This is a genomic window from Aeromicrobium sp. JP4 (genome assembly GCF_054957925.1).
Genome location: NZ_CM143290.1, coordinates 2,332,135 through 2,354,742, shown reverse-complemented (window position 1 = coordinate 2,354,742; position 22,608 = coordinate 2,332,135). Strand labels below are relative to the sequence as shown.

The following is a 22,608-nucleotide window of genomic DNA, read 5'->3' as shown; positions in this document are numbered from 1 at the left end:
GCCGGAGAAGGCGCCGCTACGCTCCTGCCATGCGTGCGGTGGTGCAGCGGGTGAGCCGGGCCGAAGTCCGTGTCGACGGCGAGGCCGTGGGCCGCCTCGACGGGCCGGGGCTCGTGGTGCTGCTGGGCGTCACCCACGAGGACACCGCCGAGGACGCACGGCAGCTGGCCGCCAAGATCGCCCGGCTCCGCATCATGGCCGGAGAGCGGTCGGTGGACGAGATCGGTGGCGGGGTCCTGGCGATCAGCCAGTTCACGCTGTACGCCGACACCCGCAAGGGACGCCGGCCCTCGTGGGGCGCAGCGGCTCCCGGCTCCGTGGCCGAGCCGCTCTACGACGCGTTCTGTGCCGCCGTCGAGAGCGCCGGCGTGCCCGTGGAGCGCGGCGTCTTCGGCGCCGACATGGCGGTCGAGCTGGTCAATGACGGCCCCGTGACGATCGTGTTGGATTCCTGAAAGCTCCTCTCAGCAACGGCCGTCATACTGGAAAGGTTGTGACAACCATGAGGAGTGAGCGGTGACAGACGCACCCGAAGCGGTCCGGCGACCCGGATCGCGCGCGTCGAACCGTCGTTCCTTCCGCCAGCGCCACCCTGCCATCGTCTGGGCGGCCGTGCTGATCGTGCTGCTGCCGCTCGTGGGAGGTTCGGCCTACGCCTGGAACCTCAAGCGCAAGCTCGACGACGTCGACAAGGTGAAGGTCATCGAGGAGCAGCCCGACCCCGACGAGGGCCGCGCGCTCAACATCCTGCTGCTGGGCTCTGACAAGGGCGAGCCCCAGGAGGGCCAGTCCAAGAAGACCACCATCGCCGAGGACGCCGCCTCGGGCGACTGGCCCACCGGCAAGTACCGCAGCGACACGCTCATGGTGGTGCACATCCCGGCGGACCGGAAGAAGGTCTACCTCGTCTCGCTGCCCCGCGACTCGTTCGTCCCGATCTACGACGAGAAGGGCGAGACCGACCACTCCGAGAAGATCAACGCCGCGTTCAGCGCCGGCGGCCCGCGCGCGGCGATCAACACGGTGGAGAACCTCACCGGCCTGAAGATGGACCACCTGACGATCATCGACTGGGAGGGCTTCAAGGACCTGTCGTCCGCCGTCGGCGGCGTCGAGGTGACGATCCCGGAGTCGTTCTACGACCCCCAGCAGAAGATCCAGTGGGACGCGGGCACGCAGACGCTGGAGGGCAAGAAGGCGCTCGACTACGTCCGCACGCGGTACGGACTCGCCGGTGGCGACCTCGACCGGATCAAGCGCCAGCAGAACTTCATGCGCTCCCTCATGGGCAAGATGCTCAGCTCGGGCGTCACCACGAGCCCGACGAAGCTCACCAAGACGGTCTCGGCGCTGACCAAGAACCTCACGGTCGACGAGGGCTGGTCGGGCACGGCGATGGCCAAGCTGGCCCTGTCGCTGCGCGGCATCCGCACTGATGACGTCACCTTCATGACGGCCCCGGTGCAGGGCACCCAGACCGACCCCACCTACGGCAGCGTCGTGGTGCTCCAGCCGGACAAGATGGAGGAGCTGTTCACCGCGCTGAGCAAGGACCGCATGGCGGAGTACCTGCAGAAGTACCCCGACGACGTCCTGCCCGACCCCGAAGAGGTCTCCTGACCTAGGCGCCCCGGCGGTTCCACTCGATCGCCGGGCACGTGTCCATCACCATGGCCAGACCGGCGTCGATCGTGCGCTCGAAGGCGGCCTCGTCGATGACCCCCAGCTGGAACCAGACCGCCTGCGCGCCGATATCCACGGCCTGGTCGGCGAAGGGCCCGGCCTCCTCGGAGCGGCGGAACACGTCGACGACGTCGATCGGGAACGGCACGTCGGCCAGCGTCGCGTAGCCCTGCTCCCCCAGCACCACCGGCGCGTCGGGATGGATGGGCACGATGCGCTTGCCGCGCCGCTGGAGCAGCTGCGCGATCGAGTAGGCGGTGCGCGAGGTGTTGTTCGACAACCCCACGACGGCCCACGTGTCGAGGTCGTCGAGCATGAGGGAAACGGCGGCGGGATCCTGCCAGTCGGTCATGCTCCGACCGTAACCTCGACCGCCCGTGCGCGCCGGTCGGGAGGGCCCCTGCTCCGTCCGTATCCTGAACGCGTGACGACCGTCCTGACCTACGGAACCTTCGACCTCTTCCACATCGGCCACCTGCGCCTGCTGGAGCGCCTGTCCTCGATGGGCGACCGGCTCGTCGTCGGGGTCTCCACCGACGACTTCAACGCCGGGAAGGGCAAGAGCACGGTGGTCCCCTACGCCGATCGCGCCGCCATCGTGGGCGCGATCAAGGGCGTCGACCTGGTCCTGCCGGAGGAGTCGTGGGAGCAGAAGCGCCGCGACATCGTCGAGCAGGAGGTCGACGTGTTCGTCATGGGAGACGACTGGACGGGCAAGTTCGACGACCTGTCCGACCTGTGCCGCGTCGAGTACCTCCCCCGCACGAAGGGCATCTCCACCACGGGACTCAAGGAGATGCTGCGGGTGCTGGACCCCGCGCACATCGAGGAGATGCAGGACGCGCTGGGCGTCCTCTCACGCCTCCTCGACCACTACCGCGACCTCACCTGAGTCGCCGAGGCCCGGCAGCAGCAGCCGGAAGGTGGTGTGCTCGGTTCCGACGAGCTCGAGGTAGCCGCCCATCGTGCTCGCGAGGTCGGCGGCAATCGTCAGTCCGAGACCGCCCACGTCGCCCTGCTTGCGGCTGGCCCCGCGGTTGAAGATCTCGTTCCCGAACGTGCGGCGCCCGCGGTCGGCCACCACGATCTCCACGTAGGAGCCAGTGTCCTTCGCCTCGACGGTGACCGGGCTGACGCCGTGGCTCGACGCGTTCTCGATGAGCACGTCGAGGATCTGCACCACCGGCCCCGGGACGACGCGAGCGAAGACCTGGCCCCGCTCGATCTGGTGCACCATGTAGTTGTCGGGCGCGACGATGGGCTTCCAGCGAGCGACCACGTCGCTCACCAGCTCGCTCAGGTCGACGTCGGAGGCGTCGCCGAGTCGTTGACCCCGGGCCAGGCCCAGCAGCTCGTCGATCGCGCTGCTCAGCCGGTCGAGCTCAGGCAGGTAGCGATTGAGCTCCTCGGCGACCTCGGGCGGCGTCTGCGGCCACATCGAGAGGTCCTCCAGCTCGAGGCGCAGCGCCGTGATCGGCGTTCGCAGCTGGTGCGAGGCGTTGGCCGCGAACTCGCGCTCCCGTCGCACGAGCTCGCCCAGCCGGGCGGAGCTCGTCCGCAGAGCGGCGCCGATCGCCTCGGCCTCGGGGATCGAGTAGTGCGGGGGATCCACGTCGAAGCGTCCGAGGCCCAACCGGTCGGCCGCCTCGGCGAGCTCGTCGAAGGGCCGCGACAGCCGCCGCGCCAGGACGTAGCCGAAGGCCGCGGCGATCGCCACGAGGCTGAGGCCGATGAGGATCAGCGGCACGAGCGCGTCGGAGATCCGCTCCTCGATGAGGTCGCGCGACCGCGACAGCGTGAGTGTCCCGCCGTCCTCCAGGTCGCGCGTCTCCACGATGTCGTCCGCGGGGTCGGGCTCGGGCCCGGCGACGACGGAAGCCCCGGTCTCGGGCTCGTAGGTCAGTGTCTCGGCCTCGCTGAGGAAGCCGCTGAGGAACTCCACGTCCACCGCGGAGTCGTTCTTGCGCCGCTCGTCGACGACGGCGGCCAGCTGGTCGGCGGCCCGCTCGATCTTGCGCTCCTCGTACGAGGTGACGAGGTCGGCGAGCATGTAGGCGCGCGGGATGCCGTAGAGGGCGAGCATCGCCGCGGTCATGCCCACGAGGGCCACGACCAGCCGCTCACGCATCGGCCTGGTCTTCCAGCCGGAAGCCCACGCCGCGGACGTTCGCGATCTGCACCGGCGCCCCGGCGTCGTCGAGCTTCTGACGCAGGCGGCCCACCGTGGCGTCGACCATCTTGGTCGGGCCGAACCAGTTCTCGTCCCAGACCTCGTTGGTGAGGCGCTCCCGGGTGACCACGGCGCCGCGCACCTCGTCGAGCAGGACGAGGACGTCGAACTCCTTCGACGTCACGGCCACCTCCGTGATGCCCACCCAGATCCGGCGCGACGCCGGGTCCACGCGCAGGCCGGAGGAGGCGGGTGCCGCGGCCACCGCGGGCTCGACGGGCTCGACCGCCGCGCTGCGGCGCAGCAGCGCCCGTGCCCGCGCGAGGAGCTCGGCCAGGGCGAAGGGCTTGGAGAGATAGTCGTCGGCCCCCACGTCGAGGCCGACCACGCGATCGAGCTCACCGCCGCGCGCCGTCAGGATGATGATGCCGCCGAGGTAGCCGCCCTCGCGGACCTGGCGGCAGACCTCGAGCCCGTCGATGTCCGGCAGGCCCAGGTCGAGCAGCACGAGGTCGACACCTCCGGCCCTGATCCGCTCGACGGCCGTGAGGCCCTCCGCCACCCGCTCGACGGTGTAGCCCTCACGCTCGAGCGTGCGGACCAGGGGCGGGGCGATCTTGTCGTCGTCCTCGACGACGAGCACGTGAGTGGCCACGGTCACCGAGCATAGGGCCGGCGGGTGCGGAGAGCGTGCTCCCGTCTCACTCGCCCGTCCTGCACCAGCAGCACCACGACCGCCGCGCTGAGCGCGATCAGCGCCAGGCGGGTGGCCGAGAAGTCTCCCCCACCGTCGCCGGGGAGGCCCACCGTCATGGCCAGCAGGCTGCTGCCCGCCGACGCGGCCACGAGCGCGCCGGCGCCCAGGTGCGACTCGAAGCAGTTGTGCATCCACATCTTCACGGCGGTGAGACCGGCGACCACGGCGATCACGATCTCCATCACGACATAGACGCGCGACGGCGCCGCCGGGATCAGCGTCAGGTAGACCAGGCCGATCGCGAGGCAGGCAGCCGCGGCCCAGCGGGAGGCCTTCGTGCGCAGTCGTCGCATCAGAAGTCCCGGTCCAGGGCGCCGGACTCGGTGACGTTGGCGGTGGACGAGCGGATGCCCGACAGATCGGTGGCCGCACTGCTCGGCGTCCACACCATCGCGGCGGCGGTGGTGTTCGTCCGCAGGTCGCTGGCCTTGCCGCTGGCGAAGGTGCCGAGCTTGAGCGTGACGACGGTGCGCTCCAGGCCGTTCACCGTGGTGGTGCTGGCGGTCATCGTCGCGTTCAGGCTGACGGTGCGCAGCAGGCGGACGTAGTCGCCCTTGAGGTTGACCGAGCCCAGGCCCAGCACGGTGCTGCCGTTGAGGACGTCGAGCGTGTCGCCCTTGCTGCCGCGGAGCAGCGTCGGCAGGTTGCCGTCGCGGAGCCGGACCTGCACGTTCGTGGCCGAACCGTTCCAGCCCGCCATGATCGAGGCCGGGTTGACCTGCGCGGTGTAGGTGAAGGTGATCGTGTCGTTCGCACCCGGCAGGCCGGCGGTGCTGCCCGAGCCGTTCGTGGTCTGGACGTCGGCTCCGGCAAGGGGGCTGTTGTCCACCGGTACCGTCTCGAGCGCGGAGATCGTGGAGCGGCCGGAGCCGTCGAGCAGGACCGCGCGCAGGTCGTACACGGCGCTGGCGACCTTCGTCGTGTCCCACGCGCAGGTGTAGGGCGACGTGGTGTCGGTGCAGACGTCGGTCCAGGTGGTGCCGCCGGTCGGGGCGTACTGGATGCGCACCGACGTGACGCCGGCGGTGGAGCTGGCGACGGCGGTGAGGGTGGCCGTGCGGCTCAGCAGGGCGCCGGGGTCGTCGAGAGACACCGAGGACACCGTGTTGTCGACGACGCGGTTCGCCACGGTGGCCGAGGTCGTCGTATTGCCGGCCTCGTCGGTGGCGACCGCACGGAACGAGTACGTGCCGTTCGCCAGGGCCGAGGTGCCGGCGCGGCAGGACCACGGCTCGGCCTCGATCGTGCACAGCGACTTCCAGGTGGAGGTGCCGGAAGCCGCGTACTGGAGCTCCACGGTGGCGACGCCGGAGTGGGCGTCGGCGGCCGTGGCGGCGAAGGTGCGCGTGCCGCTCAGCGGCGTGCCGGGGTCGATCATCGTGACGGTCGGGGCGACGTTGTCGACGGTGACGTCGGTGACGACCTCCGACGTGGTGGTGGTCGAGCCGGCCGTGAGCTGGGCGCGGAACTCGTAGTCACCCGACGCGACGGCGGCCGAGTTCCACGAGCACGTGTAGGGCGAGACCAGGTTCGAGCAGGCGGTCGACCAAGTGGAGGCGCCCACCAGGCGGTACTGCAGGCGCACCGTGTGGCTGAGCGTGCCCGTGTTGAAGGCGCCCGCGGAGAGCTGCACCGTGCCGCGGACCGTGTCGCCCGGGTCGTTCATCACGACGAGCAGCTTGTTCGCGACGGCCGTGCGGACGGGGTCGGACGTGGTCTCGTACCCGGCGAGGTCGGTCGCGCGGGCCCGGAGGTCGTAGCGGCCGTCGGCCAGTGCGGTGGTGGTCCACGCGCAGGAGTACGGGGCGGTCGCGTCAGTGCACAGCGCGGTCCAGGTGCCGGATCCGGCGAGGCTGTACTCGATCGTGACGTCCTTGACGCCGAGCCCGGAGTCCGAGGCCTGCGCCTCGATCGTCACCGTGCCCTGGACCGCCGTGCCGGGGGACGTCACGGCGACGGTCGGAGGCGTCCAGTCCGCGGCGGCGCGCACGGTGGCGGTGCCCTGCGTGGTGGAGGTGAAGGTCGCGGACGAGAAGCCCGGGGAGACGAAGGCGGCCACCGCGAGCAGGGCCAGAACGGCCAGCAGGGTCAGGGAACGACGCGCGGAGTCGATGCGCACGGGTCCACCTGCCTTCTGGTTCCGGTTCATGTGCTCAACGCTACGGAGCAGCGCTCCACGGGCGATCCACACGAGATCCTCGGGAGTTCCACACTTGGCGGCGGGTCGCGGCGACGGCTCAGGTGAGCGGGTCGCGGTGACGGCTCAGGTGAGCGCGTGGCGGCCGGCCACGGCCACGGGGATGGCCCGGGCGCCGGCCTTCTTCGCCGGGGCGCCGGCGGTGGGCGTCAGCGGCGCGGGAGCGTCGTCGTCCTCGGGGCGACGCAAGGCGCGGCCGAGATCGACCAGGGCGATCAGGGCGATGAGTCCGGCCGGCACGCCGATGACGAGCATGCGGGTCTCGCGGTCGGCCAGGGCCATGAAGGCGTACCCGACGTACGGGACGGTCTGCTCCACGACCGGCTGGGTGCCCGAGAGGAGGCTGAACTCCCACGGGTCTGGGTCGGGGTTGGCGTCGCCCTGGGTCGTGAAGAGGCGGGCGCCGCTCTCGCCGGGCTCGATCTGCGTGATGCGGTGCGTGACGAGCGTCGAGACGCCGCTGTCGGCCGGGGGGAGGTAGGTGATGACGTCGCCGACGGCGAGGTCGGCCACGGGCACGGGGCGCTCGAAGGCGATCGAGCCCTTCTCGAACGTGCCGGACATCGAGCCGCCGGTGATCACGTAGCGCTCGAAGCCGAAGAGGCTGGGGGCGATGTAGGCCACGCTGGCGACGGTGACGACGAGGAGGAGCAGCGTGGTGACGCCACGGCCGAGGAGGCGGGCTGCTCGCGTGAGGTGCTTCATCGGGGTCTCCCTCGTCGGTCGGTACTGGTGGGTCGGTGTGCTCCGGGCTGGGTGGCAGGGCGCCCGAACGACGCCCTGCCGTCAACCCAGTTCCCCGGAGCGGGGCGTCACTGGTTCGTGGTGGTCCCGTCCAGCTGGACGGCGTCCCAGGTGTACGTGGCGGTCGCGGCCTTGCCCTGCTGCGTGTTGGACGCGGCCTGGTCGAGGGTGACCGTGAAGGTGTAGTCGTTCGCCTCGCCGGCGGCCCACGTGCCGAGCGTGTTCTTGGTGCCGTCGGCCAGACCGCCGAAGGTGCCCGAGTAGACGGTCGTGTTCTTCGTCGTGTTCTTGATGACGAGCTTGAGGTTCTCGCCGTCGAAGCCGTTGGTGGAGGCCACCTCGGTCAGCGAGAAGTTCGCGGGCAGCGTGCCGGTGTTGGTCAGCTTGAGCGAACCGTTGAGGACGTCGCCCGGCTTGAGGTTGTCGAGGTTGAAGACCGCCTGGCCGGCCTTGGAGTTGCTCTGCGTCAGCGTGCCGGAGGTGGCGGCGCTGATGGTGTTGCCCGTGGTCGAGCTGAAGGTCGCGCCCGAGCCCACGGCGATGACGCCGGCGGCCAGCAGCGTGGCGAGGGGGACGAGGACCTTGGTGGAACGGCTGGTGCGCATGTGCTTCTCCTGTGTTCGGGTGCCGGCCGCACTCTGCGGTCTGGCTGGGTTGACAAGAAGAACGCTACGGAGGCCAGATCCACACGATGTCCACGTGGAATCCACCGCCGGTCCCCACTTCGGCACCGTTTGTCCACCGCTGCGCCACCAGGTCCACACGCATGACGAAGGGCCCCGGGAGATCACTCCCGGGGCCCTTCGGTGCTGCTGGGTCAGATGGCGACGGCCACGTCCGCGACCGAGCCCTTGGCGGCGACCACCTGCGAGTCGACCACCTCCGCTCGCGGCGCCAGCGTGCGCAGCGTCCAGGTGCCGGGCGCGGCGAAGAACCGGAACTGGCCGGTCGCCGACGTCGGCACCTCGGCGGTGAACTCACCGTTGCGGTCGAGCAGGCGCACGTAGGCGTTGCCCACCGGCTGCTCGTCGCGCAGCACGACTCCCTGGATCACGGCCTGGTTCGTCACGTCGACGCCCTCGAGGCTCGGTCCGCCCTTGATCGCTCCACACATGGTCAGGCCTTTCCGGGCTCGTCGCCGAGGGCGACCGGCACGCCGCGCAGCGAGCCGTACTCGCTCCACGAGCCGTCGTAGTTCTTGACGTTGGGGTAGCCGAGGATCTCGCTCAACACGAACCACGTGTGCGAGCTGCGCTCGCCGATGCGGCAGTACGCGATGGTGTCCTTGCCCTCGTCGAGGCCGGCGCCTGCGTACAGCGCGGAGAGCTCCTCGTCCTTGCGGAAGGTGCCGTCGTCGTTCGCGGCCTTGCTCCACGGCACGTTGCCGGCGGTGGGGATGTGGCCACCGATCTGCGCGGCCTCCTGGGGCAGGTGCGCCGGGGCGAGCAGGCGACCGGCGAACTCGTCGGGGCTGCGCACGTCGATGAGGTTCTTGGTGCCGATGGCCTCGACGACCTCCTCGCGGTAGGCGCGGATGTCCTCGTTGGGCTCCTGCGCCGAGTAGGTGGTGGCCGGGCGCGTGGTGACCTCGTCGGTCAGCTCACGGCTGTCGAGCTCCCACTTCTTGCGGCCGCCGTCGAGCAGGCGCAGGTCGGTGTGGCCGTAGTACTTGAGGTACCAGTAGGCGTAGGCCGCGAACCAGTTGTTGTTGCCGCCGTAGAAGACGACCGTGTCGTCGTTCGACACGCCCTTCTCGCTCAGCAGGGCCTCGAGGCGGTCCTTGCTGATGAAGTCGTGGCGGACGCCGTCCTGCAGGTCCTTCTTCCAGTCCAGCTTGATGGCGCCGGGGATGTGGCCCTTGTCGTAGGCCTCGACGTCCTCGTCGACCTCGATGAGGACGACGTTCTCGTCGTTCAGGTGTTCCTCGACCCAGTCGGCGGTGACGAGTGCGGTCTCGCGGCTCATGGTGGTTCCTTTTCCTCTGCGGAGTGGTGGTTGCGACGTGTGGTTCAGGCGCTCATGCCAGTGGCCTGGCGAGGCGGCGGGTGGTCAGGTAGAGCTCGCAGCCCAGGCAGAAGCCCGTGGTGGCGTTGAGGAGGGCGGCGACGAGGGCGAAGCCCACGGCGACGAGTCCGACGGTGGTCAGGCCGGTCGCGAGGGCGACGAGGCCGATCAGGGTGAAGGCCAGGCCGACCGCCTGCGCGAAGCGCGGGGGGCGGGAGTCCTCGGTCCGGGCAGGAGCCCCGATCCGCGGCCGGACGGCGGTGCGGAACAGCCACGCCCAGGGCGACGCCGACAGCGACACGAACACACCGAGGGCGAAGACGCCGGTCTGGACGGCCAGCAGCACCTCGCGCCACGGCGACGGCAGCACGAGCACCAGCGCCAGGACGGCGGCGGTGATCGCGGCGGTGAAGCGGAGCGCGCGCGGATCGACGACGGAGGTGTCGTGAGGCATGGAGGTTCTCCGAACAGGAGGGAGGGCTGACGAACGTACGGGCGGAGGTGTCAGCGCAGACGACACAGCGCCGAACGCGTGCGGCAGTTGTCCACTGCGCGGCGTCGGGTGAGATGTGTCGTGAACATGCGCCCACAGTAGGCGGTAGGGCACACCCGACCTCCGTTGAATCTCATTCAGCGAGACGAGCGTCCGCTAAGTGAGACGACTCAGGCGAGAGCGCGGTCCAGCGCCACCAGCACCTGGTCGCGCGTCGGGGCCCCCGACGCGCGTTCCACGATGCGGCCCGACGCGTCGAGCACCAACACCGTGGGCGTCCGCAGCACGCCCACCCGCCGGACGAGATCGAGCTCGGACTCGGCGTCGATCTCCACCGCGGAGACGCCCGGGACGAGGGCGGTCACCTGACCCAGGACCTGCCGGGTGGCACGGCACGGGGCGCAGAAGGCACTGGAGAACTGGACCAGCGTGGCCCGCTCCCCCAGCGGCACACCGAGGTCGTGCGGGCTCAGCCGCCCGTCCTCCTCGTCGCCCGCCGATCCGGCGAACCGGCCGTTCTTCCACTGCATCGCGGCGGCCAGCACGACCGCCACGACGACGGCCACCAGGAGCACCTCGACTCCGTCCACCGGCTCTCCTCCTCGGTTCGTTCCGCGTGTGACATCGGTGTGACGTGGTTCTCACTGATGGAGCGCCGCTCGTCACAGCCCCGTGACATGAAGTATGGTCGACGAGGCAATGAGGCTTCGATGAACACGGTGCGTTCGTCGGGGCCTCGACGTGTATAGGAGGCCAACCACGTGTCCCACCTGTTGCTGCTGACCAAGAGCTCGCAGTCCTCGGTCGAGGTCCTGCCCTCACTCGCGCTGCTCCCCCACCACGTCAAGATCCTGCCCGCGGAGGCCAGCGCCCTCATCGACGCGCCCCCGTGCGACGCCGTCCTGGTCGACGGCCGCCACGACCTGGCGCAGGTCCGCAGCCTCACCCGCGTGATCCGCACGACCGGCATCGAGTGCCCGCTCGTCCTCATCCTCACCGAGGGCGGCCTCACCGTCGCCGCCGCCGACTGGGGCATGGACGACGTCATCCTCACCACCGCCGGCCCGGCCGAGCTGGAGGCCCGTCTGCGCCTGGCCATGGGCCGCGTCGCCGCCGACGGCGACAAGTCCGAGGACGACAGCCACATCATCAGCGCCAGCGGCCTCGTGGTCGACGACGTCACCTACACCGCCAAGCTCGACGGCCGGGTCCTGGACCTGACGTTCAAGGAGTTCGAGCTCCTCAAGTTCCTGGCCCAGCACCCGGGCCGCGTGTTCACCCGCCAGCAGCTGCTGCAGGAGGTGTGGGGCTACGACTACTTCGGTGGCACCCGCACCGTCGACGTCCACGTCCGCCGCCTGCGCGCCAAGCTGGGCCCCGAGAACGAGACGCTCATCGGCACCGTCCGCAACGTGGGCTACCGGTTCGTCTCGCGCCGCGAGTCCGGCGAGGTCGCGGCCGAGCGTGCCGCCGAGCGCCAGGAGTCCGCGCGCCGTCAGGTCGCCGGCCGCGCCTGATCCGCGCCCCCGGCGCGTGAGCGTGGCTCAGTCCAGCGTGGGGATGAGCTCGTCGAGGTACTCGACCGTGTCGGGCCAGCCCTCGACCGCGTGGCACGGGACGCCGAGCGCCAGCACCGGGTAGTCGTTGCCCTCCGGGTCGAGCCGGTCGCCGACGAACAGCATGTCGTCGAGGCTGATGCCGGTGGCGTCCGCCAGCTGCTTCATCCCGTACGCCTTGTCGATCCCGCGGTGGGTGATGTCGACCGACGTGGAGCCGCCCGAGCGCACCTCCAGATCGGGCAGCACGGCGGCGACGGCGTCGCGCAGCGCGCCCTTCTTCCTCCCGTCGGGGTCCCACGCCATCTTCGCCTCGATCGGCGCCCTTTGGCCGAGCGCGGAGAAGGTGATCTGCGAGCCGCGGTCCTCCAGGATGTCGCCCCAGGTCTGCGACTCCCACAGGCCGAGGCGCTTCGCCTCCTGCTCGACCGCGGCGAGCGCGCGATCGCGCTCGTCCTCGGTCAGGGCGTGCGCGTAGACCGTGACGATCTCGTCGCCGCGCAGCCGGTAGTACTGGGTGCCGCACGTGGGCAGCAGGTGGATCCGCTCCAGGACCTCGGCCGGAGCGGGCGGCAGCTGCTCCACGACCTGCTTGCGGAACTGCTCCAGCTGGCCACCGGAGATGATCGCCACCTCGACGCGTTCGGCGAGCCGGACGAGCTGGTCGCCGATGGCCTCGGGGATCGCGCACTTCGACGGGGCGAGCGTGTCGTCGAGATCGAAGGCGACGAGTCGGGGTCCGGACACGCGAGGGAGTCTACTGTTGAGTACATGCGCCGTCTGCACAACATGACCCAGGCGTACGACTGGGGCTCCACGAGTGACATTCCTCGATTCCTGGGGCGCACGGGATCGGGGGAACCGGTCGCCGAGATGTGGCTGGGCACCCATCCCCTGGCCCCCTCGCAGGTCGAGACGCCCGAGGGTCTGCGCCCGCTGTCCGACGTGGCCGGCGAGATCCCCTTCATGCTCAAGATCCTCGCGGCCGAGCAGCCGCTGTCGATCCAGGTGCACCCCGGCCAGGCCGAGGCGAGGGAGGGATTCGCGCGCGAGGAGGCGGCCGGCGTACCGCTGGACTCGCCGCAGCGCGTGTTCAAGGACCCGAACCACAAGCCCGAGATGGTCTACGCGCTCAGCACTTTCGACACCCTCGTGGGCTTCCGCCCCACCGCCGAGATCCTGCGCGTCTTCTCCCAGCTCGACACCCCCACGATCAACGCCGCGTCCGCCACCCTGCGCGCGAAGACGGGCTTCAAGGGCATCGTCCGCGTCCTGGAGAACCTGCTGATCGCGCCCCCGCCGCCGGCCGAGATCGCCCAGGTCGTCATCCAGTGCAAGGCGCTCGTGCACGACGGCGTCGACATCAAGCGCGCCTACAGCACCGCGGCGATGATCGCCCGGCACCATCCCGACGACGTGGGCATCGTGGTCTCGCTGCTGCTCAACCGCTTCACGCTCCAGCCGGGCGAGGCGATGTTCCTGGGCACGGGCGTCATCCACGCGCACCTGTCGGGCCTGTGCCTGGAGGCCATGGTCAACTCCGACAACGTCATGCGCGCCGGACTCACCCGCAAGGCGCTCGACCCCGAGGGCCTGATCCGCTGCCTCGAGGCCGGCATGGCCCGCGTCGCTCGGGTCGAGCCGGGGTACCCCTCGTTCTCCACGGAGGTCTACCACCCGGAGGTCGAGGAGTTCGCGCTCGCGGTCACCCAGGTGTCCCCCGCCGACCCCGACGGCGTCTCGATCATCGCCGCCGCGCACTCGATCGTCATGTGCATCGGCGGTGCCGTGCAGCTGCTGAACTCGCGCGGCGAGAAGGTCCCGCTGAGCCGCGGCGAGACGGTCTACACCGACGCCGAGGACGGCGACCTCACCCTCGTGGGCACGGGCGAGATCGCCCAGATCTACCTGCCCGGTCCCGGCACGCCCGACTCCGAGCTCAAGGACCTGGTGGGCCACCGGCCGGTGCGCGCGATCCCCTGAGGATCAGAGCAGGTCGGCGCGGTCGAGCCCGGGCAGCTGCGCCACGATCTCCTTGACCCGCTGCGACTGGGCGAGGTCGAGCACCAGCACGGCGTCGTCGGTCTGCACGACGGCCACGTTGCGCAGGCCCAGCACGGCGATCTGCACGCCCTCCTGACCGCGGGCCACGCCGTCGGCGTCCACCCAGAGCACGTCGGGCGACGAGCCGAGCGTCGCGATGGAGGCGAAGTCGCCGAGGTCGTCCCACCCGAAGGTGGCCGGGACGACCGCCATGCCGCCCTCCGCGGCCACCGGCTCGGCGACGGCGTGGTCGATGGCGATCTTCTCCAGCGACGGCCAGGTGCGACCGAGCTCGGCCACGAAGCCCGGGGTGCCCCACGCGGCGGCGACCGCCCGCAGGCCGGCGGCGAGCTCGGGCCGGAAGCGCGCGAGCGAGTCGAGCAGGACCGACGCGCGGGCCACGAACATCCCGGCGTTCCACACGTGGTCGCCCGAGGCCAGGTAGCCGCGCGCGGTCGCCTCGTCGGGCTTCTCCACGAAGCTGCGCACCGCCCGGGCCGAGCCGAACCCCTCGAGCGGGTCGCCCGACGCGATGTAGCCGAACGCGGTGGACGGCTCGGTGGGCTCGATCCCGATCGTGACGATGTAGCCCTGCTCGGCCACGGCGATCGCCTCGCGCACGGCATCGGCGAAGCGGTCGGGGTCGGGGATGCGGTGGTCGGCGGCGAACGAGCCCACGACGGCGTCGGGGTCGGCGCGCTCGATGATCGCGGCGGCGAGGCCGATCGCCGGCATCGACTCGCGCGGCGACGGCTCGAGCAGGAGGTTCACGAGCTCGGGCAGCTGCGCGGCGATCGCGCTGCCGTGCGCAGCGCCGGAGACCACGTGGATGTGCTCGACCGACGCGAGCGGCAGCATCCGGTCCCACGTCTGCTGGATCAGCGTGCGGCCGGTGCCCTCGAGGTCGAGCAGGAACTTCGGCCGGGCCTTCCGCGACAGCGGCCACAGGCGGGTTCCGGCGCCGCCGGCCGGGATGATGGCGTGGAACGTGGACACGGCGGTCACTGTAGTGGTCCACGAGGGACGGCGTAACGGGTCGACGGCGCGCGGGCCAGCCATACTGGGTGCCGTGTCCCGCCTCACCGCCCGTGAACTGATCGACCTCGTCCTCGACCCCGGATCCTGGGAGTCGTGGGACGAGCCGGTCGACCACACCGTGCACCCCGAGCCCTACCGCACCGACCTGCTGGCCGCGGCCGAGCGCGCGGGCACCGACGAGTCGATCATCACCGGTCGCGCCCTGATGCGAGGCCGGCCGGTGGCCGTCCTGGTGAACGAGTTCAAGTTCCTCGCCGGATCGATCGGCCAGGTGGCGGCCGAGCGCATCGTGCGCGCCGTGCGACGCGCCACCGCCGAGGGAATCCCCGTGCTGGCGACCACCGCCTCGGGCGGCACCCGCATGCAGGAGGGCACGCCCGCGTTCGTCCGCATGGTCGACATCTCCCGCGCGCTGATGGACCACAAGGCGGCCGGTCTGCCCTACCTCATCTACCTGCGCCACCCCACCACCGGCGGCGTCTTCGCCTCGTGGGGCTCGCTTGGCCACATCACGATCGCCGAGCCCGGGGCCCTCATCGGCTTCCTCGGCCCGAAGGTCTACGAGCTGCTCAACGGCGCCCCCTTCCCGCCCGGCATCCAGACCTCGGACAACCTCGCGAACCGCGGGATCATCGACGCCGTCGTGATGCCCGAGGAGCTGCCCTTCATGGTGGACACGGCGCTGTCGATCCTCATCGACCCGCCGAAGGAGTCCACCCGGGCCCGACGTCCGGGCGCAACGGAGCGCCGTCACGAGACGTGGGACTCGGTGCTGCTCACCCGCACCCCCGACCGCCCCGGCGTCCGCGAGGTGCTGCGCTGGGGCAGCGACGAGATCATCCGCCTGCAGGGCACCGAGCGCGGCGAGCGCGACGCCGCGATGATCGTCGCCCTGGCCCGGATCGACGGCGAGCCCTGCGTCGTGATCGGCCAGGACCGCACGACCCAGAGCCGGATCAAGCCGATGGGCCCCGCGGCCCTGCGTGAGGCCCGACGCGGCATGAAGCTCGCGAACGAGCTGGGCCTGCCGCTCGTGTCGTTCATCGACACCCCGGGCGCCGAGCTGTCCCCCGATGCCGAGCAGGGCGCCATCGCGGGCGAGATCGCCCGCTGCATCAGCTCGATGTCGACGATGCGCGTCCCCTCCGTCTCGGTGCTGCTGGGCCAGGGCTGCGGCGGCGGCGCGCTGGCGCTGCTGCCGGCCTCGCGCACGATCGCGGCCGAGAACTCGTGGCTGTCGCCGCTGCCGCCCGAGGGCGCGAGCGCCATCGTGTTCGGCGACGTCGACCACGCCGCCCAGCTGTCCGCCGAGCAGCGCATCAGCGCCTTCGACCTCCACGAGTCCGGCGCGGTGCACCACCTCGTGCCCGAGCCGGACGACGACGACCCCGAGTCCTTCGCCCGGGCGATGGCGGCCGAGGTGGCCCATCACCTGCGTGAGCTGAGGGGGCAGGCATGACGCTCCTCGACCTGGCCGAGGCCGTCCTCGAGGCCGACGGCGTCGCTCCCTTCAACGAGGCCACCGCGATCGCGCTGCGCGACGGCACTGCCCTGCGCCTGGAGCGGTACGACGAGGTCGTGGGTGCCGTCGCGGTCGGTGACGCTCCCGTCGAGCTCGTCGTCCACCCGCGCTACCGCCGCCAGGGCCGTGGCCGGGCGCTCGTCGACGACCTGGTCGCCCGCGGCGAGACCCGGTTCTGGGCCCACGGCGACCTGCCGGGTGCCCAGGCCCTCGCCGCGGCCGCCGGGCTGCGCGCCGTGCGCACGCTGCTCGTGCTGACCACCTCCGACCGCGAGGTCGAGGAGCCGCGCCTGCCCACGGGTGTCTCGATCCGGCCCTTCGAGGAAACCGACGCCGACGCCGTCGTCGCTGTGAACGCCCGCGCGTTCGCGCACCACCCGGAGCAGGGTGCGATGGATCGCGCCGACTTCGACCGGCGCCGCGCCCAGGCGTGGTTCGACCCCGCCGGCCTCTTCGTCGCCGAGCGCGACGGCACGGTGGTCGGCTTCCACTGGACCAAGGTCGAGGACGGCGTCGGCGAGGTCTACGTGGTCGGCGTCGATCCGTCCGCCCACGGCGGCGGGCTGGGCACCGCCCTCACGGCCGTCGGGCTGCGCCACCTCTGGTCGCAGGACGTCGCAGCGATCGACCTTTACGTCGAGGGGGACAACGACCCGGCGCTGGCGGTGTACCGGCGCCTCGGGTTCACCGAGAAGGCGCGCGACGTCCTCTACGCCACGCAGGACTGAGTCAGACCACGCCGCGCTGCAGCTCCGCGGCGATCCTGCGCACGGCGGCCGGCGCGGCGGTGCCGAACCCGACCATCGTCGCGAAGCCGTGGATCAGCCCTTCCTCACGGTGGGCGGTCACCGGGACCCCGGCCTCGCGCAGCGCCTCGGCGTAGGCCTCGCCCTCGTCGCGCAGCGGGTCGAAGGCCGCGGTGACGACGTGCGCGGGCGGCAGGTCGTGCAGGTCGCCCCGGATCGGGGAGATCCGTGGGTCGGAGCGGTCCTCGCCGCGGGCGAGGTACGCACCGGAGAACTCGTCCATGAGGTCCTCCGTGAGGAAGTACCCGTGGCCGAACTCGCGCCGGCTGCGCGTGATCGTGGTGAAGTCCGTGACCGGGTAGACGAGCAGCTGGAAGCGCGGCACCGGCCCGCCGGAGCGGACCATCTCCTGAGCCACGACGGTCGCCAGGTTGCCCCCGGCGCTGTCACCGCCGACCGCGATCCGGTCGGGGTCGAGCGCCAGGCCCGACGCGTTCTCGCAGACCCAGCTCCACGCCGCGAGGCAGTCGTCCACGGCTGCGGGGAACGGGTGCTCGGGAGCGAGCCGGTAGTCCACCGCGACGACGCGCACCATCGCCTGCTCCGCCAGGTAGCGGCACACCGCGTCGTGGCTGTCCAGGTCGCCGAGGGTGAACCCGCCGCCGTGGAACCACACCAGGGCGGGCGAGGGCCCACGCAGGTCCCGCGGCGTGTAGAACCGGAGCCGGAGCGGGCCCGCCGGACCGGCGATCTGGCGCTCGGTGACGGCGCCGATGGGCTGGGCGCCGCCGAGCAGTCGATCGGCGCGGACCAGGTCGCGTCGCTGACGGCTGATCGGGGTGGCGGCGGGGTCGGGATTCTCGAGTCGCAGGAGCGCCAGCAGGGCCTGCATGTCGGGGTGCAGCACCTGGTCGCCGTGCCGGACCGGCCGCCCGAAGGCGACCCGTTTCAGCGGCCTGGGAGCCGCGCCGACGGCGGCGACAGCGGCCCTCCGGGCCCGTCCTGAGACGCTCATGGGGGCGAACGTAGCAGCCCCATCCGTCACGTCAGTCACGCCGATCCGACCATTGACGCGCTTTTTCTTGGGACATGGCGCATCATGAAGGGGACGACACCACGTCTCGTAGGCGACGAGAGGACAAGTCGATGGGCACTGCCAAAGCACTCAAGGTCGACCAGAGGGACCCGCAGCCCAGCCTGGCCGCGCCTTTGGGCGAGACGCCGGTGGCCCGCCCCGGCTTCCGCCGGTCCATGCTCTTCCTCGTCCTGCTCTCGGTCCCGCTGTGGGCCGCGATCGCCGGCGGCGCCTACCTCATGGTCCAGGCGCTCGGCTGAGTTCACCGTCCCGTCACCTTCCCGTGTCATCGTGAGCCCATGGAGACCACCGACCTGACGGTCCCCGAGCCGCTCGCGTCCTCCCCCGACGAGTTCGACGTCGATCCGCCCTACGACGCGCACGACGGCGGGCTGCCCGACGACCGCTTCCTCGACCGCGAGCTGTCGTGGATCGCGTTCAACGCACGCGTGCTGGAGCTGGCCGAGCTCGAGTCCCTCCCGCTGCTGGAGCGCACGCGCTTCCTGGCGATCTTCGGCAGCAACCTCGACGAGTTCTTCATGGTGCGGATCGCCGGCCTCAAGCGGCGCATCGCCGCCGGCGTGGCCGTCCCCTCCGCGAGCGGACTGAACCCCCGCGACGTCCTGTCGTCCAGCCTCCAGGCCAGCCGGGTGCTGATGGAGCGCCAGGCGCGCCTGCTGCACGACTCGATCATGCCGGCGCTCGCCGAGGAGCAGATCCACCTGCTGCGCTGGCACGAGCTCACCGACGAGGAGCGCGCCCGGATCACGGAGTTCTACCACCACCGTGTCTTCCCGGTGCTGACGCCGCTGGCGGTCGACCCGGCCCACCCGTTCCCCTACATCTCGGGCCTGTCGCTCAACATCGCGCTCGTGATGCGCAACCCCCGCACCGGCAAGGAGCACTTCGCGAGGGTCAAGGTCCCCCCGGTGATCCAGCGGTGGACCAAGGCCTCCGACGGCCGCTACGTCGCTCTCGAGGACGTCATCGCCGCCAACCTCGACAGCCTCTTCCCGGGCATGGAGATCATCGACCACCACACGTTCCGCGTCACGCGCAACGAGGACCTGGAGGTCGAGGAGGACGACGCGGAGAACCTGCTGAAGGCGCTCGAGAAGGAGCTGCTGCGCCGTCGCTTCGGCCCGCCGGTGCGGCTCGAGGTCGACGAGAACATGTCCGACGCCGTCCTGGAGCTGCTCGTCAGCGAGCTGGGCGTCTCGGACGAGGAGGTCTTCCGCCTGAGCGGCCCGCTCGACCTGCGCAGCCTCAACGAGATCGCCGACAACGACCGTCCCGACCTGAAGTTCCCGCCGTTCGTGCCGGGCACGCACGAGCACCTCGCCGAGGTGGAGACCTCGAGCCCGGCCGACATGTTCAGCGCGCTGCGCAAGCGCGACGTGCTGGTGCACCACCCCTACGACTCGTTCGCCACGAGCGTGCAGCGGTTCATCGAGCAGGCCGCCGCCGACCCGCACGTGCTGGCGATCAAGCAGACGCTCTACCGCACCTCGGGCGACTCCCCGATCATCGACTCGCTGGTCGACGCCGCCCGCTCGGGCAAGCAGGTGCTGGTGCTCGTGGAGATCAAGGCGCGGTTCGACGAGCAGGCCAACATCCGCTGGGCCCGCAAGCTGGAGCGCGCCGGCTGCCACGTCGTCTACGGGCTCGTCGGCCTCAAGACGCACTGCAAGCTCGCCCTGGTGATCCGCGACGAGCCCGACGGGCTGCGCCGCTACGCCCACATCGGCACCGGCAACTACAACCCCAAGACCGCCCGCCACTACGAGGACTTCGGCCTGCTGACCTCGAACCGCGAGATCACCCACGACCTCACCGAGCTGTTCAACAGCCTCTCCGGCTTCGCCATGACCAGCGACTACGACTCCCTGCTCGTCGCCCCGCGTGAGCTGCGATCGGGCCTGGTCGACCGGATCGACCGCGAGATCCGGCGGCACCGCGAGGGCAAGCCCGCGCACATCGCGTTCAAGCTCAACTCCCTCGTCGACGAGGCGATCATCGACAAGCTCTACGAGGCGTCCCGCGCCGGCGTCGGCGTCGATCTCATCATCCGCGGGATCTGTGCCCTGCGCCCCGGCGTGCCGGGCCTGTCCGAGCGCATCCGCGTGCGCAGCGTCCTGGGGCGCTTCCTCGAGCACAGCCGCGTGTTCGTCTTCGGCGTGGGCGACGACCGCGAGGTGTGGATCGGCTCGTCCGACCTCATGCACCGCAACCTCGACCGCCGCGTCGAGGTGCTCGTGCGGGTGCCGTCGCAGGCCCACGTCGACCAGCTGGCCGGCCTGCTGGAGACGATGGTGTCGGACGAGACCCTCGCGTGGCACCTCGGCCCGGACGGGGCCTGGACCCGCGTCGCGGGCGCGAACGTCCAGGAGCTCCTCATCGAGCGGGCACGGTCTCGCCGGTCCCGGGTCTGAGAGCGCACACTGTCACCATGGCGAGCAAGGTCATCCCCGCCGCGGGCGGCATCGTCTGGCGCAAGGCCGGTCCGAGCGGGTCCGGCGGCATCGAGGTGCTGCTCGTGCACCGGCCGGGATACGACGACTGGACCTTCCCCAAGGGCAAGGCCGACCCCGACGAGCCACTGCCCGTCACGGCGGTCCGCGAGATCCTCGAGGAGACCGGCTACCGCGTCCGGCTGGTGCATCCCCTGCCCGAGGTGACCTACCGCGTCCGCGGCGGCCTCAAGCAGGTCGCCTACTGGGTCGCCCGCCCGCTGGACGACCAGAGCGACTTCCGCCCCAACCGCGAGGTCGACGAGGTGAGGTGGTTCGCGCCCCGCGCGGCCCGCAAGAAGCTCACCTACGAGCACGACCGCCGGCTGTTGGAGGCCTTCGAGGACCTCGTGGCGAGGAAGTCGCACAAGGCGCGCACGCTCGTGGTCCTACGGCACGCCAAGGCCGTGTCGCGCGACGCGTTCGACGGCGGCGACCGCGACCGCCCCCTCGCCGCGGAGGGTCACGACCGAGCCAAGGAGCTCGTGCCGCTGTTGAGCGCCTTCGGCGTGCGGCGCATCGTCAGCAGCCCGGCCACCCGCACGGTGCAGACCGTGGACCCCTACGTCGCCCTCACCGACGAGCTGCTCGAGCTCGACGACCGACTGGTCGAGGGCGCCTCTGCGGCCAAGGTCGAGCGGGCCGTCGAGGCCCTCCTCGGCACCAAGCGACCCACCGTGGCCTGCACGCACCGGCCCACGCTGCGCGACGTCTACGCCGCGCTCGGCGTCAGCGGACCCGTGCTCGCCCCCGGCCACGCCCTGGTGATCCACCACCGCAAGGGCAAGGTGCTGGCCTCCGAACTGGTCTGATCTGCCCGGATTCCCGGCATCGATCTCCCAGCCTTCCGCCAGGGTTCACCTTCCGTTCACCCTCGTCGCGAGTTCCCTACACCTGCGGTTCCTAGCGTGGCGGTGTTCGAGGCAGTCGCCTCACACACGCTCCAGAGAGGGAACACACGTGAACCGCAAGTCCATGCGCACCCTGGCCGCCACCGCGGCGGGTTCCGCGCTGCTGTTCGGCCTGTCGGCCTGTGGTGCCGCCAACGAGTCCGCCGACGCGGACGATTCCTCCGACAGCTCGCTCAGCGGCACGCTCAACGGTGCCGGCGCCAGCTCGCAGCAGTCGGCAGTCGACGCCTGGAAGCAGGGCTTCCAGACCGCCAACGCCGATGTCACGGTCAACTACGACGCCATCGGCTCCGGCGGCGGTCGTGAGCAGTTCATCGCCGGTGGCGTCTCGTTCGCCGGCTCCGACGCCTACCTCGACGACGCGGAGGTCACGTCCGCGAAGGAGCGCTGCGGCTCCGACGTCGTGACCGTGCCCGTCTACGTCAGCCCCGTCGCCGTCGTCTACAACCTCGACGGTGTCGACGGCCTCCAGCTCTCGCCGGAGACCATCGGCGCGATCTTCGCCGGCAACGTCACGAAGTGGAACGACGACGCGATCGCCGAGGACAACCCGGACGCCGAGCTGCCCGACTCCGCGATCACGCCCGTCCACCGCGGCGACGCCTCGGGCACCACCGAGAACTTCACCGCCTACCTCGATGCCGCCTCCGGTGGCTCGTGGACGCACGGTGAGGTCGAGGAGTGGCCGGTCAAGGGTGGCGAGGCCGCCCAGCAGACCTCCGGCGTGATCCAGGCCGTCTCCGGCGGCCAGGGCACGATCGGCTACGCCGACGCCAGCCAGGCCGGCGAGCTGAGCACCGTCGCGGTCAAGGTCGGCGAGGAGTTCGTCGCGCCGACCCCCGAGGCCGCCGCCAAGGTCCTCGACGCCGCCACGCAGGTGGAGGGTCGCGCCGAGACCGACCTGGCCCTGGAGATCGACCGCAAGACCGAGGCCGCGGGTGTCTACCCGATCGTCCTGGTCTCGTACCAGATCGCCTGCCAGAAGTACGAGGACGCCGCCGAGGCCGAGCTCGTCAAGGAGTGGCTGACCTACGTCGCCGGCAGCGAGGGCCAGGACGCCTCCGCCGAGGCCGCCGGCTCCGCGCCCCTGTCGGAGGACTTCTCCGCCAAGGCGCAGGCCGCGATCGACACCATCAGCTGATGCCTTCGGTCCGGGCGA

At 71.1% G+C, this 22,608-nt stretch carries 25 protein-coding genes; 11 read left to right on the top strand and 14 right to left on the bottom strand.

Annotated elements, in window-relative coordinates:
* Positions 1–29 precede the first annotated feature (29 nt).
* Positions 30–455 (top strand): D-aminoacyl-tRNA deacylase, encoded by a 426-nt coding sequence (gene dtd / locus ACY1JX_RS11505; protein WP_462564050.1) that lies wholly within the window; start codon positions 30–32, stop codon positions 453–455.
* A gap of 61 nt (positions 456–516) precedes the next feature.
* Positions 517–1,620: an LCP family protein gene (locus ACY1JX_RS11500; protein WP_462564049.1), complete on the top strand. Its 1,104-nt coding sequence runs from the start codon at positions 517–519 to the stop codon at positions 1,618–1,620.
* Between the two features lies 1 nt (position 1,621).
* On the opposite strand, the gene ACY1JX_RS11495 is transcribed toward ACY1JX_RS11500, so the two are convergent.
* Positions 1,622–2,035, bottom strand: coding sequence for a CoA-binding protein (locus ACY1JX_RS11495; RefSeq protein WP_462564048.1), 414 nt, complete (start codon positions 2,033–2,035; stop codon positions 1,622–1,624).
* Between the two features lie 72 nt (positions 2,036–2,107).
* On the opposite strand from ACY1JX_RS11495, the gene ACY1JX_RS11490 reads away from it, so the two are divergent.
* Complete coding sequence (locus tag ACY1JX_RS11490; protein WP_181753125.1) at positions 2,108–2,575, top strand: adenylyltransferase/cytidyltransferase family protein; 468 nt, start codon at positions 2,108–2,110, stop codon at positions 2,573–2,575.
* Here the strand turns inward: ACY1JX_RS11490 and ACY1JX_RS11485 are convergent.
* The 10 genes from ACY1JX_RS11485 to ACY1JX_RS11440 all read right to left on the bottom strand — a co-directional run bounded on the left by ACY1JX_RS11485 (position 2,540) and on the right by ACY1JX_RS11440 (position 10,638).
* A complete protein-coding gene (locus ACY1JX_RS11485) occupies positions 2,540–3,811 on the bottom strand; it encodes an ATP-binding protein (RefSeq protein ID WP_462564047.1) in 1,272 nt (423 codons plus the stop codon). The two genes, ACY1JX_RS11490 and ACY1JX_RS11485, sit on opposite strands and share 36 nt — an antisense overlap.
* Entirely contained in the window at positions 3,804–4,508 is a 705-nt protein-coding gene (locus ACY1JX_RS11480; RefSeq protein ID WP_462564046.1) for a response regulator transcription factor, read from the bottom strand. Before ACY1JX_RS11480 ends, ACY1JX_RS11485 begins: the two co-directional genes overlap by 8 nt.
* Positions 4,509–4,510: 2 nt before the next feature.
* Entirely contained in the window at positions 4,511–4,903 is a 393-nt protein-coding gene (locus tag ACY1JX_RS11475) for a hypothetical protein (RefSeq protein WP_462564045.1), read from the bottom strand.
* Entirely contained in the window at positions 4,903–6,759 is a 1,857-nt protein-coding gene (locus tag ACY1JX_RS11470) for an Ig-like domain-containing protein (RefSeq protein WP_462564044.1), read from the bottom strand. The genes ACY1JX_RS11475 and ACY1JX_RS11470 overlap by 1 nt, the downstream gene beginning before the upstream one ends.
* Positions 6,760–6,873: 114 nt before the next feature.
* Positions 6,874–7,512 (bottom strand): signal peptidase I, encoded by a 639-nt coding sequence (locus ACY1JX_RS11465; protein WP_462564043.1) that lies wholly within the window; start codon positions 7,510–7,512, stop codon positions 6,874–6,876.
* 107 nt (positions 7,513–7,619) lie between these two features.
* A complete protein-coding gene (locus tag ACY1JX_RS11460) occupies positions 7,620–8,156 on the bottom strand; it encodes a TasA family protein (RefSeq protein WP_181753136.1) in 537 nt (178 codons plus the stop codon).
* 212 nt (positions 8,157–8,368) lie between these two features.
* Positions 8,369–8,665: a DUF1416 domain-containing protein gene (locus tag ACY1JX_RS11455; RefSeq protein ID WP_154595992.1), complete on the bottom strand. Its 297-nt coding sequence runs from the start codon at positions 8,663–8,665 to the stop codon at positions 8,369–8,371.
* Positions 8,666–8,667: 2 nt separating this feature from the next.
* A complete protein-coding gene (locus ACY1JX_RS11450) occupies positions 8,668–9,516 on the bottom strand; it encodes a sulfurtransferase (RefSeq protein ID WP_462564041.1) in 849 nt (282 codons plus the stop codon).
* Between the two features lie 52 nt (positions 9,517–9,568).
* A complete protein-coding gene (locus ACY1JX_RS11445; protein ID WP_462564040.1) occupies positions 9,569–10,009 on the bottom strand; it encodes a DUF4395 domain-containing protein in 441 nt (146 codons plus the stop codon).
* Between the two features lie 209 nt (positions 10,010–10,218).
* The gene (locus tag ACY1JX_RS11440; protein WP_462564039.1) at positions 10,219–10,638 is read right to left on the bottom strand and encodes a TlpA family protein disulfide reductase; all 420 of its coding nucleotides are present in this window, start codon (positions 10,636–10,638) and stop codon (positions 10,219–10,221) included.
* A gap of 171 nt (positions 10,639–10,809) precedes the next feature.
* On the opposite strand from ACY1JX_RS11440, the gene ACY1JX_RS11435 reads away from it, so the two are divergent.
* Positions 10,810–11,565, top strand: coding sequence for a winged helix-turn-helix transcriptional regulator (locus ACY1JX_RS11435; RefSeq protein ID WP_181753144.1), 756 nt, complete (start codon positions 10,810–10,812; stop codon positions 11,563–11,565).
* 27 nt (positions 11,566–11,592) lie between these two features.
* Here ACY1JX_RS11435 and ACY1JX_RS11430 read toward each other — a convergent pair whose 3' ends face one another.
* Positions 11,593–12,351, bottom strand: coding sequence for an HAD-IIB family hydrolase (locus ACY1JX_RS11430; protein WP_462564038.1), 759 nt, complete (start codon positions 12,349–12,351; stop codon positions 11,593–11,595).
* A 24-nt stretch (positions 12,352–12,375) separates the two neighbouring features.
* Between ACY1JX_RS11430 and manA the strand changes: the two genes are divergently transcribed.
* The gene (gene manA, locus ACY1JX_RS11425) at positions 12,376–13,587 is read left to right on the top strand and encodes a mannose-6-phosphate isomerase, class I (protein WP_241732804.1); all 1,212 of its coding nucleotides are present in this window, start codon (positions 12,376–12,378) and stop codon (positions 13,585–13,587) included.
* A gap of 3 nt (positions 13,588–13,590) precedes the next feature.
* Here the strand turns inward: manA and ACY1JX_RS11420 are convergent, their stop codons facing one another.
* On the bottom strand, positions 13,591–14,643 hold the full coding sequence (locus tag ACY1JX_RS11420) for a mannose-1-phosphate guanylyltransferase (RefSeq protein ID WP_462564037.1): 1,053 nt from the start codon (positions 14,641–14,643) through the stop codon (positions 13,591–13,593).
* A gap of 73 nt (positions 14,644–14,716) precedes the next feature.
* Here ACY1JX_RS11420 and ACY1JX_RS11415 point away from each other — a divergent pair, with 73 nt between their 5' ends.
* Positions 14,717–16,144, top strand: coding sequence for a carboxyl transferase domain-containing protein (locus ACY1JX_RS11415; RefSeq protein WP_462564036.1), 1,428 nt, complete (start codon positions 14,717–14,719; stop codon positions 16,142–16,144).
* Positions 16,141–16,935 (top strand): mycothiol synthase, encoded by a 795-nt coding sequence (mshD, locus tag ACY1JX_RS11410; RefSeq protein ID WP_462564035.1) that lies wholly within the window; start codon positions 16,141–16,143, stop codon positions 16,933–16,935. Before ACY1JX_RS11415 ends, mshD begins: the two co-directional genes overlap by 4 nt.
* A gap of 1 nt (position 16,936) precedes the next feature.
* Here mshD and ACY1JX_RS11405 read toward each other — a convergent pair whose 3' ends face one another.
* Positions 16,937–17,968, bottom strand: coding sequence for an alpha/beta hydrolase (locus ACY1JX_RS11405; RefSeq protein WP_462564034.1), 1,032 nt, complete (start codon positions 17,966–17,968; stop codon positions 16,937–16,939).
* 131 nt (positions 17,969–18,099) lie between these two features.
* Here ACY1JX_RS11405 and ACY1JX_RS11400 point away from each other — a divergent pair, with 131 nt between their 5' ends.
* The 4 genes from ACY1JX_RS11400 (at position 18,100) to pstS (ending at position 22,590) form a co-directional block, all read left to right on the top strand.
* Positions 18,100–18,288 (top strand): hypothetical protein, encoded by a 189-nt coding sequence (locus tag ACY1JX_RS11400; protein WP_181753158.1) that lies wholly within the window; start codon positions 18,100–18,102, stop codon positions 18,286–18,288.
* A 39-nt stretch (positions 18,289–18,327) separates the two neighbouring features.
* Positions 18,328–20,460: an RNA degradosome polyphosphate kinase gene (locus ACY1JX_RS11395; RefSeq protein ID WP_462564033.1), complete on the top strand. Its 2,133-nt coding sequence runs from the start codon at positions 18,328–18,330 to the stop codon at positions 20,458–20,460.
* 17 nt (positions 20,461–20,477) lie between these two features.
* Entirely contained in the window at positions 20,478–21,350 is an 873-nt protein-coding gene (locus tag ACY1JX_RS11390) for an NUDIX hydrolase (RefSeq protein ID WP_462564032.1), read from the top strand.
* Between the two features lie 148 nt (positions 21,351–21,498).
* Positions 21,499–22,590, top strand: a complete 1,092-nt coding sequence (gene pstS, locus ACY1JX_RS11385; RefSeq protein WP_462564031.1) for a phosphate ABC transporter substrate-binding protein PstS — start codon at positions 21,499–21,501, stop codon at positions 22,588–22,590.
* Positions 22,591–22,608: the final 18 nt, after the last annotated feature.